Raw genomic sequence first — 14,644 nt, forward strand, 5'->3', positions numbered from 1 at the left:
GACCGGCGCGGCCACGGGGCTCGTGGTCGCGCCACCGGAGGTGCCCATCGACGCGGGCGCGTCGGAGTTCACGGGCGCGTTGGGTGCGCTACCCGGCACCGACTGGACCGGCGCCGGCGTACCTACCGCTTCGCTGCCGGTGTTGCCGTTCTGCGAACTGCCCAATGCATCCAGACGGGCGCGTTCGGATTCGCTGATGTAGTCGAACGCCTTGACCACCTTCTGCACGCCGCTGGAGTTGCGGGCCACGTCCGTGGCCTTGTCGCCTTCGGCATTGGTCACGATGCCCAGCAGATAGACCACGCCCTTGTCCGTCGTGACCTTGATCGAATTGGCGGGCACGCCCTCGGCGGTCACCAACAGCGTCTTGACCTTGCTGGTCAGGTACGCGTCATTGCTGCGCGTCATGAAGCCCGGCGAGGCCGTGACCTGGAGTTCGTTCACTACGTCACGCGTGTTCTGCAGGCCGCGCACGTACTGTTCGACCTGCTGCTTGACGTCGGCATTGCTGACTTCGCCCACCAGCAGCACCTTGCGGTTGAACACCGCCGCCTCCACGCGGGCCTTGTCGCCGCTGAAGCGCGAGCTCAGCGTGCTGTCGATTTCCATCTGCAGGCCACGGTCGATCGTTTGCGTGCCCGTGGGCCGACGGTCGGTGGCCATCACCACGCCGGTACCGACCGCGCCGGCCAGCACGGGGAAGCAGCCGGCGAGCTGCGTGGCAGACACGATCAGTGCGGCCACGGTGACGGCCGTGCGTGCGATACGGGCCGGGGAAGTCTTCTTCTGGTTGGTCTTGGTCACGTTCGTCATGCGGTCCTTTGCAGGAAATCAGATTGCAGCGGTTTGCAGGGCGGTTGCGCGGCTGTGGATATCACTGTGGATGACGCCGCAAAACCTGTGGATACGTTGTGGGCAGGCCTGTGAATAACCCGGGATAACTCGCGGGCGTCCACTGGCGTGGTCCTTATGCTTCACCCAGCAGTGCCTCGTCGATACCGTCGCAGAGGCAATGCAGTGTCAGCAGATGCACTTCCTGGATCCGCGCGGTCCGATCGCTCGGCACGCACAGGTCAATGTCGAATTCGTCCAGCACCGTGGCGATCTTGCCGCCACCCTTGCCGGTCAGCGCCACCACGCTCATGTCGCGCTGGTGCGCGGCGTGGATGGCCGCGATCACGTTGGCGGAATTACCCGAAGTGGAGAGCGCCAGCAGGATGTCCCCGGGCTGGCCCAGGGCTTCCACCTGCTTGGAGAACACCACCGAAAAATCGTAGTCATTGCCGATCGCCGTCAGGATCGAACTGTCCGTGGTCAGGGCGATGGCTGCCAGGCCCGGGCGCTCGCGCTCGAACCGTCCGACCAGTTCGGCCGCGAAATGCTGGGCGTCCGCAGCCGAGCCCCCGTTGCCGCAGGCCAGGATCTTGTTGCCACTGGTCAGGGCCGCGACCATCCGCTCCACGGCGGCGTCAATGTGAGGCGCCATCAGTGTGGCGGCCATCCGCTTGGTCTCGGCACTGTCCAGGAATTGCTGCTCGATACTTTCAATACTCATGGCTTGATGACTTCTGCACAATCCCGCGCATTATGACGCACGCCCCTCGCCGCCGCCCTCGGAATCCAGCGCCCCGAGATCGAACGCGTTCCGCAGCCATTCGAGCCGGCCCGGGTCCAGCGCCACCACGTCCACCCGGCATGGCGGCAGCCGGTCCAGCGTGGCAAGGTAATGACTGGCCGCGCGCAGCACGCGCCGCTGCTTGGTCAGCGTGATGCTTGCCGCCGCGCCGCCAAACCCGCGTCCGCCGCGCTTGCGCACCTCGACGAAAACCAGCGTATCGTCAGCGGCGCGCATGATCAGGTCGATCTCGCCGCCTTTGCAGCGATAATTGCGTTCGACGGCCACCAGACCCTGCCGCTGCAGGTAGGCAAGCGCGCGATCCTCGGCCAGCGCGCCTTGCCGCGTCGTGGACGATGCCGGCAAGGCCGGCAAGGCGGATGGCGTGGTGGTTTTGAATGAGCGAATCAACGGAAGTTCTCCAAGCATGAGTGACTGGACCCTGCTGGCAAGCGGCCAGACCTACCCACCGGGTACGCTGTACGTGGTGGCCACGCCGATCGGCAACGTCGCCGATCTGTCCCTGCGCGCGCTGCACGTGCTCGGCCTGGCCGACGCAATCGCCTGTGAAGACACGCGCAACACCGGGCAACTGCTGTCCCGCGTGGGGCTGCAGCGGCCGCTGGTCGCCGTGCACGAGCACAACGAGCGCGAGGCCGCCGTCCGTATCGTGGAACGCCTGCGGGCCGGGGAACGGATCGCCTATGTGTCCGATGCCGGCACGCCGGGTATTTCTGACCCGGGCGCTCGGCTGGTCGAAGCCGTGCGCGCGGCCGGACTCGGCGTGGTGCCGTTGCCGGGACCGAGCGCCGCGGTCACAGCGTTGTCCGTGGCGGGCGACATGCTCGAGGCCGGCGAAGGCCGTTTCACGTTCGTCGGATTCCTGCCCGGCAAGCCCAAGGCCCGCGCGGACGAGATTGCCCGGCTGGCTGCGCTTGACCACGCCTGGGTCCTCTACGAAGCACCGCACCGCATTGCCGATACGCTGGCCGCGCTGGCGGCCGCCCTGCCCGGCACGCGCCGCCTGCTGATCGGGCGCGAACTGACCAAGCTGTTCGAGGAGACGCCCGTCGTGACCGTGGCGGAAGCCCCGGGCTGGCTTGCGAGTGAAGCTGCGCGCGGCAAGGGCGAGTTCGTGCTGGTAGTGGAAGGTGTGCGTCGGGCGGAAGCGGGTGATGAAGATGCGCCCGATGCCGAAGCCGTGCGCGTGCTGAAGCTGCTGCTGGCCGAGCTGCCAGCCAAGCGTGCCGCCAAGCTGGCGGCCGCGATCACCGGCGCGAAGACGGATGCGCTCTACCAGCTCGCGCTCGCGCAGCGTGCTGAGTGAGAAAAATCTGAATTGGGAGAGGGGCTGCAGGCGGGCGGTTGAGCGGGGAGCGAGAGGATCGATCCGGCCGGCCTGCATCGCGAATCAGGGGCGCTTGCGCTTGACCGTGGACTTCTTGGCCTTCGACTTCGCCGGCACCAGCGCATTGGCGGTATCCGGCATCTCGTCGGCGCCGCTGCCGTCGCCGGCCTCGGTGCCACCCGCCTCGATCTCGGGGCCCAGGGCCGCCACTTCGGTGCGGGACAGCCGGCGGATTTCCACCTTGGTCGAACCACTATTGACGAAGCTCAGGCGCTTGGCTGCCGCGTACGACAGGTCGAGGATCCGGTTGCCATGATAGGGGCCACGGTCGTTGATCCGTACCACGGCCACCTTGTTGTTGCTGAGATTGCGCACCAGCACCCAGCTGTCTAGCGGCAGGGTCGGGTGAGCCGCCGTCATGGCGCGCATGTCGAAGCGTTCCCCATTGGCGGTCTTGCGGCCGTGAAAGCCCTTGCCGTACCAGGACGCCGTGCCACGCTGCTCGAACGTACCCATGTCCGCGCGCAGGCCGTCGATCGACGATTGCGCCGGCGCGCCTTCATCGAGGCCGAACAGGTTCCAGCTACCGCGATCGTCGGACTTGGCCGTCGCCGGCGCGTTCGTGCCGGACTTCGACCGTGCGGACTTGGTCGGGATCGCGCCTTGCGTCGATGCGTTCTCGGTGTCGCCGCCCGGCGGCGTCGCGCACGCGGCCATCACCAACGCCGATACGATGATCGCGCATTGACGAAGGAAGCGTGTGGAGCCGGGCGCTATCGTGCGCACGGACTCCGGGCGGAGTGCAGGCTGGCTAAACATAGGCGCGCAGTCTAACAGAGTCGTATTGATGCTAGTGCCTTGATTTTGTTACGAAACTTAATCAAAAGGTGCTTAAATTGATGTCAATTCCCCGCAATCCACGGCGTGGCAAGGGATTGCGCCGGATACCCCGGGGCGGGCTTCCGATGGAGCGTGCACGGCCTATGCTGCACTTTCCGTGTGGCATCGCACGTATCGGAGTCGATGCCCGAGCGATGACGAACGCATGACGCGGCTACAATGACCCACCTGCTGAGGCTGGCGTTTGGCCTCAAAATATGCCGCAACAAGCACAAATGAAAGCCCTCCTGATCCCCGTCACGCCCTTCCAGCAAAACTGTTCACTACTGATCGACGAGACCACGCAGCGCGCGGCCGTTTGCGATCCCGGTGGCGATCTCGACCGCATCCTCTCGGCGGTCAAAGAGCAAGGCGTCACGCTGGAGAAGATCTTTCTGACGCACGGGCACGTCGATCACTGCGCCGGCGCCGCGACGTTATCGCGCCAGCTCGGCATTCCGATCGAGGGACCGCAGCAGGAGGAACGCTTCTGGATCGAGCAGCTGCCCGAGCAGACGCGGCGATTCGGCTTTGGGCATCCCGAGGCGTTCGAGCCGGACCGCTGGCTCGAGAACGGCGACACGGTCACGTTCGGCAACGAGACGCTCGAGGTCTATCACTGCCCGGGCCATACGCCGGGCCACGTTGTGTTTTTCTCGCGTGCCAACAAGCTCGCGATCGTCGGCGATGTGCTGTTCGCCGGCTCGATCGGGCGCACCGACTTCCCGCGCGGCAACCACGCGGATCTGATCCGCTCGATCCGCACCCGGCTCTGGCCGCTGGGTGACGACGTGACGTTCGTGCCGGGTCACGGCCCGGTCTCCACGTTCGGCGAGGAGCGTCGCAACAATCCATTCGTGGCCGATCATCTGATCGACGCGGCCTGACCCATGGCGAAAAAACAGGCGCCGGACACGCGTCCCGAGATCTACGTCAGTACCGACGTGGAGGCCGACGGCCCGATCCCGGGCCCACATTCGATGCTGTCCTTCGCATCGGTGGCGATGCTGGCGGACAAGACTGTCGTGGGCACGTTCTCCGCGAACCTCGAGACCTTGCCCGGTGCGGCCGGTCATCCTGTACAGATGCAATGGTGGAAGACGCAGCCCGAAGCCTGGGCGGCATGCCGGCGTGACCTGCAACGCCCCGAGGACGCCATGCCGCGTTACGTCGAATGGGTCGAAAGCCTGCCCGGCAAGCCGGTCTTCGTCGCGTTCCCGGCCGGCTTCGATTTCACATGGGTGTTCTGGTACATGATGCGGTTCGTGGGCCGGTCCCCCTTCGGCTGGGCCGCGCTCGACATCAAGACCGTCGGCTTCGCGCTGACCGGGCTGCCCTACCGTAAAGCGGTCAAGGCGGCCTTTCCGGCCCATTGGCACGATCCGCTGCCCCATACGCACGTGGCGCTCGACGACGCGCTCGAGCAAGGGGCACTGTTCTGCAACATGCTGACCGAACTGCGCGCGCGGGAAGCCGCCCTGGCTGCCCTGCCCCCGGCGGCGGACACATCGGAAGGCGATCCCAAACCCGCAGTGTGAATGCTGGATCGCTTTCGGTGCATTTGAGGCCAAACAGGCGCACCGCCTTGGTGCGGCAACCAACACCTGTTTGATCCGTGCCGCATCGATAGCATGGCAAACGTCACCTATAGTAGAAGCGTGCAATTGGTGGCGTGAGGTGGCGTGAGCGTTCGCGCGCCTGTGTCCGCCAGCGATCCCTGACGGTGCGCCGAGGAGGTGTGGCCATGCGATTCCATCCCGATCTTCATCTCAAGGATCTTTCCGGCCGATTGCACTGGCCGCACCGTCCTGGTGCGCATACCGATATCGTCACGCACTACCATTCCGTCACGGAAGATGCGGAAGTCGCCCAGGCGACGATCTACGTGAGCGCGGTCACGGCTGTCGTGCTGCTGGTCGTCCTGGCAGGAATCTCTTTCGGTCAGGAGGTCATGCACTGGCTGGGCGTCAATTGAACGGCCCCGTCTGAAGCACAGTCCCTGTCTGACCGGCCGGCCTCCACCTCTGGTGGGGGCCGGTTCTATTTCAGGGGCGGAAAACTGGCGCTCAGCCCAGCAGCGGGGCCACGTTCTCCGGCGGACGCCCGATCGCCGCGCGGCGGTTGCGGACCACCACCGGTCGTTGCAACAGAATCGGGTTGTCGGCCACGGCGGCCAGCAGTTCGGCGTCGGTCAGGCCGGGATCGGCAAGATCCAGTTCCTTGTAGGCGCTTTCGCCATCGCGGATCATGGCGCGCACCGGCACGCCCAGCATCGTGTGGAGCTGGCGCAGCGTGGCGAGCGACGGCGGTGTCTTGAGGTATTCCACGATCTCCACCGGTTCGCCCAGGCGCTGCGCCGCCGATTCGACCAGCGCGAGCGTTTCGCGCGACTTCGAGCAGCGGGGGTTATGGTAGATCGTGATCATGACGGCTTCCTTCGGCCTGTTCCGGCAGTCTGTGTTGAACTACCCGCACTATATACAACGGCACGCTGCAACGGACAGGCAACGAATGCCGGCTGGCACGCATCATGCGAGACCCGGCCTACCGCTGAACCATGGCCAGCGACGACGTGCCATGGCAGGTTTACCCCTCAGAATCTTCTTCGGAATCCAACGTGTCCGCCCTCCCCACCACCGCGCGCAAGCCTTACCGGCTGCGCGAAGCCACCACTGACGACGTCCCGGCGATCCACGCCATCTACGCCCACCACGTGCAACACGGCCGCGCCTCGTTCGAGGAAGTGGCGCCGACCGTCGACGAGATGCGGCACCGGTTCGGCGAGGTCCTCAAGAAGGGTCTGCCATATATCGTCGCCGAACGCGATGGCGAGATCCTTGGCTATGCCTATGCGTCGAGTTATCGCGCTCGCAGCGCCTACCGCTTCGCCATCGAGGATTCGATCTATATCGACCATCGCCATACCGGCGAAGGGCTGGGCCGCGCGCTGCTGGCCGAACTGATCACGCGCTGCGAGACCGGGCCGTGGCGTCAGATGGTGGCCGTGGTGGCACTGACCGCGTCCGGCGAGGGCGCCGGTTCCGTGGCCGTGCACGAGCGACTGGGATTCCGTACCGTCGGGCGGCTGGAAGCGGTCGGTCTCAAGCACGGCCAGTGGATCGACACCCTGCTGATGCAGCGCCCGCTTGGTGTCGGAGACGGGACAGTCCCCGACTGATTGGCCGAGTGGGCCGCCTCTGCGGCGTCAGTCCACATCAGTCCAGCATCAGTCCGGCATCAGTCCGGCATCACGGGCACGGCGGCTTCGCACCAGGCGCGTAGGTGGTCAAAGCTGCGCGCCACCGGGTCGGAGCCGCGATTCATGTTTTCCATGCGCAGGACCTCGACGCGCGACAGGCCGATCGTCCCCAGCACGTACTTCAGGTATGGCGTGAAGAAATCCTGCTGACTGCCGGGCCCGTCGTGGAACGCGCCGCCGCAGGCCACCACGGCCAGCACCGGGCGATCTCGCAGCAGGCCCTGCTTGCCTTGCGGCGTGCTTCGGAAAGTCCGCCCCGGCCGCACGACGAGGTCGATCCACGTCTTGAGCGTGGCCGGCACCGTGAAGTTGTGGATCGGCGTGGTGATGAGCACCATGTCCGCAGACTCGAGTTCGGCAATCAGGCGCCCGGAGAGCATCAGCGCCGGGGCCTGCTCGTCACCGCCGGCCGCCACGGCAAGATTCGCGTCGGTGAACGCCGCGTCGATGGGCGGCAGCGGCTCGGCACCGAGATCGCGTTCGATCACGGTCAGCGGTCCGCGATGCGCGGCCAGCCGTTCTCGTACGACGGTTCCAGCCCGGCGGCTATGTGATCGTTCGCCGCGCGGGCTGACGTTCAGGTGTAGCAATGTGGTCATGTCTGGGGGCGTATGGTCGGCCCATGAGTTCGGCGCAGTGATCGACTCACTCAGTCGAACACGTAGTTGAACCGTAGCGCCCGGGCCAGCAGGCCGTTGCGGTAGTAGAAGCGGTGGCCGAGCACATTGTCGAGCGGCGTATCCAGTACCAGCCGCGCGCATCCCTGCGCGTGCGCTTCCGTCTTCAGCCAGTCCATCAGCATCTGGCCGTACCCACCGCTGCGCGCGGCGGCGTCGGTAACCAGATCGTCGACATAACAGTACGGCCCGTAGACGAGGTTTTCCGCGTACCGATAGCCAGCCAGCGCTACCAACGGGCCGTCGTCCCACAGGCCGACCAGACGGTAGCCGTCGCCGGTCTGCTGCCGCCAGCGCGTGACCAGCTCGTTCGCGTCCCGCAGATGCGGGCGCAACTGGCGCATCAAGGGAAACGCCGCAGCCACGTCGTCGGGCGTATCGATGCCCCGAATCTCGATCCGCTCCACGGTGACGCCGTTCATGGCCGGCCCCCGGGTGCGGCCGGCGGCGGCGCGAAATGCAGGCCGACCGCAATGCGGTTCCAGGCATTGATCGACGCAATCGCGGCTGCCAGCAGCATCAGTTCCTGCTCGCTAAACACCGTCCGCGCGGCGGCGAAGGCCGCATCGCGCGCGGCGGGATCGCTCATGGACGTCAGCGCCTCGGCCCAGCCCAGCGCCGCGGCTTCGCGCGCTGTGTAGATGCCCGCGTCGCGCCAGCCGGCCAGCAGGTCGAACTTGCGCGGGTCGATATCGAGCTTGCGCGCAATGTTCAGATGGAACTGCAGGCAGAACGCGCAGCCGTTGATCTGCGAGACGCGCAGCTTGAGCAGCTCCGTCAGCGCTTTGTCCATCCCTGCCGCTTCCACCGCCTTGCTCACGCCGCTCAGCGCCGCGTAGACGTCGGGCGCCGATTTCGTGAAGGTCTGGAAATCCATGACTGGCTCCTTGCGATAAGATGTCAGAGTTCGAAGATTAATGTAAGAGCACTGATATCATGGGAAAGACCCTGTCATCCAAAGGGAAAAACAAAGGGAAGAAGGCGGACGCGGCGGAAGCGGCGCGGATTCCCGCACCCGGTGAAGGCAAGCGCGGCGAGAGCGGCTATCTGGCGTACCTGCTGCGGCAGGCCAGCGCGGCCAATCGCCTGAACATGGAACGCCTGCTGGCCGATCTTGGCGTGACCCTGCCGCAGTTCTTCGTACTGACGATGCTTGGCGCATACCCCGGCATTTCCGGTGCCGACGTGGCGCGGCTGGCGATGCTGACCCCGCAGACGGTCAGCGTGATCATGAACAACCTGGAGAAGATGGGCGCGATCGCGCGTCAGCCTCATCCGGTGCACGGCCGCATCCAGACGATCGCGCTGACGGAGAGCGGGCAGGCGTTGCTGGCCGAGTGCAAGGTACGCGCGCGGGAGGCCGACAAGCGACTGCGCGCCGGGCTCACCGCCGAGGAAGAGCAGATCGTGCGGCGATGGCTGGTAAGCCTGGCCGTGCCGGACGAAGACGCCGCCGAATGAAAAAAGGCCCGCGGACGAGTGTCTCGCGGGCCATCATCACAACCAAGAGGTACTACAGTTCGCGGGGGCGCGTCTTGTTCAGGCCATCAGGTCCGACAGTGCCAGCGCGACGACCTTGGTGGCACGGTTCAGGTCGTTCAGACGCAGGTTCTCGTCCGAGTTGTGGCCGCGGGCTTCCATCAGCGTGCGCGGGCCGGCGCCGTACAGCACGGTCGGGATGCCACGGCTCGTGTAGTGGCGAGCGTCGGTGTAGAGCGGCACGCCCTGCACCGGAATCTCCACGCCGAAGACCGACTCGGCGCGTTGCTTCAGGGCACCGATCAGCTTCTCCACGCCCGGCAGTTCCGACAGCGGTTCGGCCAGGATGATGCGCTCCACCTTCACTTCGATGCCCGGACGCTCCTTGGCGGCCTTCTCCACGACGGCACGGAGCTCGCCTTCGGCGTCGAAACCGATCTCTTCCGGAATCATGCGGCGGTCCACACGGAACGTGACCAGGTCAGGCACCACGTTGGTGTTGATGCCACCCTTGATCAGGCCGACGTTCAGCGTGGCAGTGTCGATGCCGAGCACCTTGCTCTTGCGCGTGGCCAGTTCGGCTCGCAGGCCGTAGATCGCCTGCAGGATGTGCGTGGCAGCCTCGATCGCGTCCACGCCAGTGTGCGGCATGGCGGCGTGGCCCTGCTTGCCCTTGACGGTGACTTCCACGTGCAGGCAGCCATTGTGGGCCGACGTGATGCCGTACGAGAAGCCGGCCGAGATTGCGTAGTCGGGCTTGGTCAGGCCTTCGTCGAGCAGGAACTTCGGACCGATGTCGCCACCGGTTTCCTCGTCATAGGTGAACTGCAGTTCGACGGTGCCGTTCAGCTTCGCGCCCTGCTTCTCGGCTTCCTGGAGCGCCAGCACGGCGTAGGCGTAGGTGGCGAAGTCCGACTTCGACACGGCCACGCCACGGCCGAACATCACCGGGCCATGTTCGCTGTCGGCGATCTCGCCGCCGTACGGGTTCTTGGTCCAGCCCAGGCCCGGAGGCACCACGTCACCGTGGGCGTTCATCGCGATGGTCGGCCCACCGTTGCCGAACGTCTTGCGCACCAGCAGGTTGGTCGCGCTGATCATGCCGGCTGCACGGACCTTGTCTTCGGGCACCTTGTGGGCCTCGACCTTGAATCCCAGCCCTTCGAGCAGTTCCTTGGCGCGCTTGCCATGGGCGTCGCAATCGCCGGGGGGGTTGTCCGACGGCACCTTGACCAGCTCGGCCAGGAACGCTTCCTGTTGCGGGCGATGTTGGTCGATATATTGCGTCAGCGTGGTTTCAACGGGATTCATGTTGTCTCGTGCGGTCATCTTCGTTATCTCTGGAGTGTTCGGGGCGACGCCGATGGCGGCGCTTATTGGGGGCGATGGAAGTGCTCGACGAAATCGGCGAACACGCGCGCGGCCGTCTGGGCGTCTTCCGACGTCATGGTTTCGGTGGGGTGATGGCTGATGCCGCCGTTGCCGCAGCGAACGAACAGCATGGCCACATCGGCGATGGCGGCAATGGCCATGGCGTCATGGCCCGCGCCGGAGGGCAGGTGACGCACGGGCACGCCCTGGCGCTCCACTGCCGCGGCCCATTGGGACTGCAGCCACGGCGCGCACGGAACGCTGGCGGCTTCGTGCGTCTTGCGGATCTGCGAGCGCACGTTGCGGCGCGCGCAAACACGTTCGATTTCGGCCAGCACGTCGTTGACGGCGGCCTCGCGCTCGGCGTCATCCCCAGCGCGGATATCGATGGAAAACACCGCGCGGCCCGGAACCACGTTGGTGGCGCCGTTCGGCACGTTGAACTGGCCGACCGTGCCGACCAGGCCCGGCTTGCCGCCGCAGCGCTTCTCGATGAACAGGCCGATCTCCGCGCCGGCCATCGCGGCGTCGCGGCGCATATCCATCGGCACCGTGCCGGCATGGCCGGCCAGGCCTTCCAGTTCGACGATGAAGCGCGTGGCGCCGGAGATGGCGGTAACCACGCCCACGGGCAGGCCTTCGTTCAGCAGCACCGGACCCTGCTCGATGTGGACCTCGATGAAGGCCAGCACCTGGCTGCGATCGTGCTTCGCGGCGGGCAGTTGCCCGGCATCGAACCCGGCCGCGCGCATCACTTCACGCATGGTCTTGCCCGAGTCGTCGACGTTGTCGAGCACATTGGTATCGAACGTGCCCGCGATGGCGCGGCTGCCCAGCAGCGTGGCCTTGAAGCGCACGCCCTCTTCCTCGGCAAACCCGACCACTTCGAGCGCGAACGGAAAGCGCTTGCCCTGGCGGTTCCACTCGGCCACACAGGCGATCGGCAGGATCACGCCGAGGTTGCCGTCGTAGCGACCCGCGTCGCGCACGGTGTCGAAGTGGGAACCCGTCAGCAGCGCCGGGGCGTTTGGCGTGGTGCCTTCATAGCGGCCGATCACGTTGCCGGCTGCGTCGCGGCGCACGGTCATGCCCGCGGCTTCCATCCATTCGGTCAGCAGCGCGGCGGCGCCGTGATGGGCCTCGGTCAGATAGGTGCGGGTAAGGATGCCGGGCTGATCGGTATGAACGGCCAGGGCGTCGGCCCAGGTCATGATGCGCGTGCCGGTTTCAGCGGACAACGGCGTAGGGGTTGCTGCCATGTGTGTGTCTCTCCTGCTGGTGGTGCGTGAGCTCGGTCGAGGAAATCCTGGCGGGAAGGCCAGTCAAGGCGGGCGCCCGGTGCCGTAGCTCTATTCTGTGCGATTCATGTTAGCACAGTGAATTCAAAAATTGCATACAAAAATGATATGCACTATATTGGCCCCCACGCACCAACAATCCGCTGCGGACAATCCGGTCCGGACAAGTGGATTGCGTGGATTCCGCCTCAACAGGGGGGCTTTCCGCGCGGGATATGGCTCTCGGGCCGATTTCCCGTGGTGATGCCAGACCCGCCGCGCATCCGCTCTCCCGCGCCATGTGACGGCAGGTAGTCCTGAATCAGATCAGGGCCGGCCAGCGACGCAAAGACGTCTCATCTGGACCGCGCCCGGCACGGAGACAACGATGCAGCAAGCCGTACCCTCGCAGCGCGCCGCTGGTGCACGCCTGCACACCCGATTCACCCGCTCCCTGTTCGGTCAGGTGCTGATCGCGCTGGTGATCGGCACCCTGCTCGGGCTGTTCTTCCCCGAGTTCGCCGCCAAGCTCAAGCCGCTGGGCGATGCCTTCATCAAGCTGATCAAGATGCTGATCGGCCCCATCGTGTTCTGCGTGGTCGTGGCGGGTATCTGCGGCGCCGGGGAGCTGAAGAAGGTCGGGCGCGTCGGCATCAAGGCCGTGGTCTATTTCGAGGTGGTCACGACCATCGCGCTGGCGCTCGGCGTGGTGCTGGCCTACGTGTTCCATCCGGGCACCGGCATGAATGTGAATCCGCGTTCGCTGGATATCTCGGCCATGTCGGCCTACATCGAATCCGCCGACAAGGTGAAGAGCGCGGGCATGGTCGATTTCCTGCTCAAGCTGATTCCGAACACGATCATGGGCGCGTTCTCCAGTGGCGACGTACTGCAGGTGCTGCTGGTCTCGATCCTGTTCGGCTGCGCGCTGTCCGTCGTGGGCGAATCCGGCCGTCCGCTGGTCAGGCTAATCGACACGTTCTCGCACACGCTGTTCAAGATGATGGGCTTCATCATCAAGCTGGCGCCGCTGGGCGTGCTGGGCGCGGTGGCGTTCACCGTGGGCAAGTACGGCATCGGCTCGCTCAAGCAGCTCGGGTTCCTGGTGATCCTGTTCTACGGCGCGGTGGTGATCTTCGTGGTCGGCGTGCTGGGGCTGATCATGCGGCTGTGCGGCTTCTCGGTGCTGAAGCTGATTCGTTACCTGCGTGCCGAACTGCTGGTGGTGCTGGGCACAGCGTCGTCTGACAGCGTGCTGCCGCAGGTGATGAAGAAGCTCGAGTACATGGGCATCCGCAAGTCGGTGGTCGGCCTGGTGATTCCCACCGGCTACTCATTCAACCTCGATGCATTCTCGATCTACCTGACGCTTGCCGCGGTGTTCATCGCGCAGGCTACCAACACGCCGCTGGCGCTGGGCGACCTGCTCGGCATCCTGGCTGTGGCACTGGTCACGTCGAAGGGCGCGCATGGCATCCCCGGTTCGGCGATCGTGATCCTGGCCGCGACGCTCTCCGCCCATCCGGCGATCCCCGCGATCGGCCTGGTGCTGGTGCTGTCGGTGGACTGGTTCATCGGCATCGCCCGCGCGGTGGGCAACCTGATTGGCAACTGCGTGGCCACGGTGGTAGTGGCCGCCTGGGAGCGCGACATCGACCGCGAACGGGCCCACGGCGTGCTCAATGGCACGATCCCGGCAGGCGAGCTGGAGGAAGGGCTGACGGTGCACGAGCATGGCTCCGGGGAAGTCCCGGTACCGGCGCCGCTGCCGGGGGTGGCCTCGGGGCGCTAGAATCACGCACATCCCACTCTCCGCGCTGGCCTGCCAGGCGACGCGCGACACCATGCCCGAGCATATCGATCCAGACATGACCGCCGAGGCGATTGCCGACGATATCGTCGCCGCCATCGTCTCGCACCGCCTGCCGCCCGGCACCAAGCTGCGCGAGGAGGCGCTGGCCAGCGTCTATCGTGTCAGCCGCACCAAGGTCCGCGCCGCGCTGCTGATGCTGTCCAAGGACAAGGTCATCCAGATCGTGCCGGACAAGGGCGCGTTCGTGGCCAAGCCCAGCGCGGAAGAAGCACGCGAGGTGTTCACGGTGCGGCGCATCCTGGAGGCGGCACTGGCGCGCGAGTTCGTCGCCAAGGCCACGCCTGCCGACTACAAGCGCATCGAGAAACACCTGACCGCCGAGCGCAAGTCGCTGGGCGGCAATGATGCCCAGACGCGTACCCGGCTGCTGGGCGATTTCCATATCGTGCTGGCCGAGGTGGTGGGCAACAGCGTGATGACCGGCATCATGCGCGAACTGTCGATGCGTAGCGCCGTGATCACGATGCTCTACCAGAGCCGCCGCGATGCGACGTGTTCATCGGACGAGCACCGCGCCTTTATCGACGCCGCGCGCGCGGGCGATGCCGAGCTTGCCGTGAAGCTGATGGTCGAGCATCTGGCGCATGTGGAGGCCGCCCTGCACTTCGAGGAAGTACCGGCGGCAGCACGTGGCAAGGACCTGGTGGCCGCGTTGCTGGCCTGACGTTCGGAGCGAATGCGATAGGCTTGATCGGAGTCAAGGACGAAGAAGCGGGAGAGGCGCAATATTCACCTCGCCATGGAGTTGCGGGGGCGCACTTCATGAGCTCTCCCCGTCCTTCGCAAGAAGGACCGCCCGCAGACCGCAATGGCTGCGGGCTTTTTCTTTTGGGGATCCGGTTTTGGGACCTGGTTCCGCGCAGACG

At 65.7% G+C, this 14,644-nt stretch carries 18 protein-coding genes; 8 read left to right on the forward strand and 10 right to left on the reverse strand.

Going from position 1 to position 14,644, the window contains the following annotated elements; translation table 11 throughout:
- From D769_RS14115 to D769_RS14125, 3 genes are all read right to left on the reverse strand, one after another.
- On the reverse strand, window positions 1-813 hold an 813-nt coding region (locus tag D769_RS14115; protein ID WP_008646123.1), incomplete at its 3' end, for a BON domain-containing protein.
- A gap of 154 nt (window positions 814-967) precedes the next feature.
- A complete protein-coding gene (locus tag D769_RS14120) occupies window positions 968-1,555 on the reverse strand; it encodes a phosphoheptose isomerase (RefSeq protein ID WP_008646124.1) in 588 nt (195 codons plus the stop codon).
- 30 nt (window positions 1,556-1,585) lie between these two features.
- Window positions 1,586-1,990, reverse strand: coding sequence for a YraN family protein (locus D769_RS14125; RefSeq protein ID WP_040011051.1), 405 nt, complete (start codon window positions 1,988-1,990; stop codon window positions 1,586-1,588).
- A gap of 52 nt (window positions 1,991-2,042) precedes the next feature.
- Between D769_RS14125 and rsmI the strand changes: the two genes are divergently transcribed.
- Window positions 2,043-2,942 carry a 16S rRNA (cytidine(1402)-2'-O)-methyltransferase gene (gene rsmI / locus D769_RS14130; protein ID WP_008646126.1) on the forward strand — a complete coding sequence of 300 codons (900 nt, stop codon included), beginning with the start codon at window positions 2,043-2,045 and terminating at the stop codon, window positions 2,940-2,942.
- An 84-nt stretch (window positions 2,943-3,026) separates the two neighbouring features.
- Here the strand turns inward: rsmI and D769_RS14135 are convergent, their stop codons facing one another.
- Window positions 3,027-3,782: a septal ring lytic transglycosylase RlpA family protein gene (locus tag D769_RS14135; RefSeq protein ID WP_197067572.1), complete on the reverse strand. Its 756-nt coding sequence runs from the start codon at window positions 3,780-3,782 to the stop codon at window positions 3,027-3,029.
- A 296-nt stretch (window positions 3,783-4,078) separates the two neighbouring features.
- Here D769_RS14135 and D769_RS14140 point away from each other — a divergent pair, with 296 nt between their 5' ends.
- The 3 genes from D769_RS14140 to D769_RS14150 all read left to right on the forward strand — a co-directional run bounded on the left by D769_RS14140 (window position 4,079) and on the right by D769_RS14150 (window position 5,817).
- Window positions 4,079-4,729 (forward strand): MBL fold metallo-hydrolase, encoded by a 651-nt coding sequence (locus D769_RS14140; RefSeq protein WP_008646129.1) that lies wholly within the window; start codon window positions 4,079-4,081, stop codon window positions 4,727-4,729.
- A 3-nt stretch (window positions 4,730-4,732) separates the two neighbouring features.
- Complete coding sequence (locus D769_RS14145; protein ID WP_008646131.1) at window positions 4,733-5,380, forward strand: hypothetical protein; 648 nt, start codon at window positions 4,733-4,735, stop codon at window positions 5,378-5,380.
- Between the two features lie 206 nt (window positions 5,381-5,586).
- A complete protein-coding gene (locus D769_RS14150) occupies window positions 5,587-5,817 on the forward strand; it encodes a hypothetical protein (protein WP_008646132.1) in 231 nt (76 codons plus the stop codon).
- Between the two features lie 91 nt (window positions 5,818-5,908).
- Here the strand turns inward: D769_RS14150 and arsC are convergent, their stop codons facing one another.
- On the reverse strand, window positions 5,909-6,268 hold the full coding sequence (gene arsC / locus D769_RS14155; RefSeq protein ID WP_008646133.1) for an arsenate reductase (glutaredoxin): 360 nt from the start codon (window positions 6,266-6,268) through the stop codon (window positions 5,909-5,911).
- Window positions 6,269-6,399: 131 nt separating this feature from the next.
- On the opposite strand from arsC, the gene D769_RS14160 reads away from it, so the two are divergent.
- Window positions 6,400-7,020 (forward strand): GNAT family N-acetyltransferase, encoded by a 621-nt coding sequence (locus D769_RS14160; protein ID WP_008646134.1) that lies wholly within the window; start codon window positions 6,400-6,402, stop codon window positions 7,018-7,020.
- Between the two features lie 59 nt (window positions 7,021-7,079).
- On the opposite strand, the gene D769_RS14165 is transcribed toward D769_RS14160, so the two are convergent.
- Genes D769_RS14165 through D769_RS14175 form a run of 3 tightly spaced genes read right to left on the reverse strand, consistent with a single transcriptional unit; the run spans window position 7,080 to window position 8,655 of the window.
- Window positions 7,080-7,700 carry an NAD(P)H-dependent oxidoreductase gene (locus tag D769_RS14165; RefSeq protein WP_008646138.1) on the reverse strand — a complete coding sequence of 207 codons (621 nt, stop codon included), beginning with the start codon at window positions 7,698-7,700 and terminating at the stop codon, window positions 7,080-7,082.
- A 50-nt stretch (window positions 7,701-7,750) separates the two neighbouring features.
- A complete protein-coding gene (locus D769_RS14170; RefSeq protein WP_008646139.1) occupies window positions 7,751-8,200 on the reverse strand; it encodes a GNAT family N-acetyltransferase in 450 nt (149 codons plus the stop codon).
- Complete coding sequence (locus D769_RS14175; RefSeq protein WP_008646140.1) at window positions 8,197-8,655, reverse strand: carboxymuconolactone decarboxylase family protein; 459 nt, start codon at window positions 8,653-8,655, stop codon at window positions 8,197-8,199. The genes D769_RS14170 and D769_RS14175 overlap by 4 nt, the downstream gene beginning before the upstream one ends.
- Before the next feature lie 59 nt (window positions 8,656-8,714).
- Between D769_RS14175 and D769_RS14180 the strand changes: the two genes are divergently transcribed.
- A complete protein-coding gene (locus tag D769_RS14180) occupies window positions 8,715-9,239 on the forward strand; it encodes a MarR family transcriptional regulator (RefSeq protein ID WP_008646141.1) in 525 nt (174 codons plus the stop codon).
- Between the two features lie 78 nt (window positions 9,240-9,317).
- Here D769_RS14180 and D769_RS14185 read toward each other — a convergent pair whose 3' ends face one another.
- Together D769_RS14185 and D769_RS14190 are read right to left on the reverse strand one after the other, a co-directional pair.
- The gene (locus D769_RS14185; RefSeq protein ID WP_241227869.1) at window positions 9,318-10,568 is read right to left on the reverse strand and encodes a M20/M25/M40 family metallo-hydrolase; all 1,251 of its coding nucleotides are present in this window, start codon (window positions 10,566-10,568) and stop codon (window positions 9,318-9,320) included.
- A gap of 62 nt (window positions 10,569-10,630) precedes the next feature.
- On the reverse strand, window positions 10,631-11,887 hold the full coding sequence (locus D769_RS14190; protein ID WP_008646144.1) for an allantoate amidohydrolase: 1,257 nt from the start codon (window positions 11,885-11,887) through the stop codon (window positions 10,631-10,633).
- A 406-nt stretch (window positions 11,888-12,293) separates the two neighbouring features.
- On the opposite strand from D769_RS14190, the gene D769_RS14195 reads away from it, so the two are divergent.
- Both D769_RS14195 and D769_RS14200 read left to right on the forward strand, forming a co-directional pair.
- Window positions 12,294-13,697 carry a C4-dicarboxylate transporter DctA gene (locus tag D769_RS14195; protein ID WP_008646145.1) on the forward strand — a complete coding sequence of 468 codons (1,404 nt, stop codon included), beginning with the start codon at window positions 12,294-12,296 and terminating at the stop codon, window positions 13,695-13,697.
- 52 nt (window positions 13,698-13,749) lie between these two features.
- The gene (locus tag D769_RS14200) at window positions 13,750-14,442 is read left to right on the forward strand and encodes a GntR family transcriptional regulator (protein WP_008646146.1); all 693 of its coding nucleotides are present in this window, start codon (window positions 13,750-13,752) and stop codon (window positions 14,440-14,442) included.
- Window positions 14,443-14,644 lie beyond the last annotated feature (202 nt).

It is taken from the genome of Cupriavidus sp. HMR-1 (assembly GCF_000319775.1).
Classification (GTDB): Bacteria; Pseudomonadota; Gammaproteobacteria; order Burkholderiales; family Burkholderiaceae; genus Cupriavidus; species Cupriavidus metallidurans.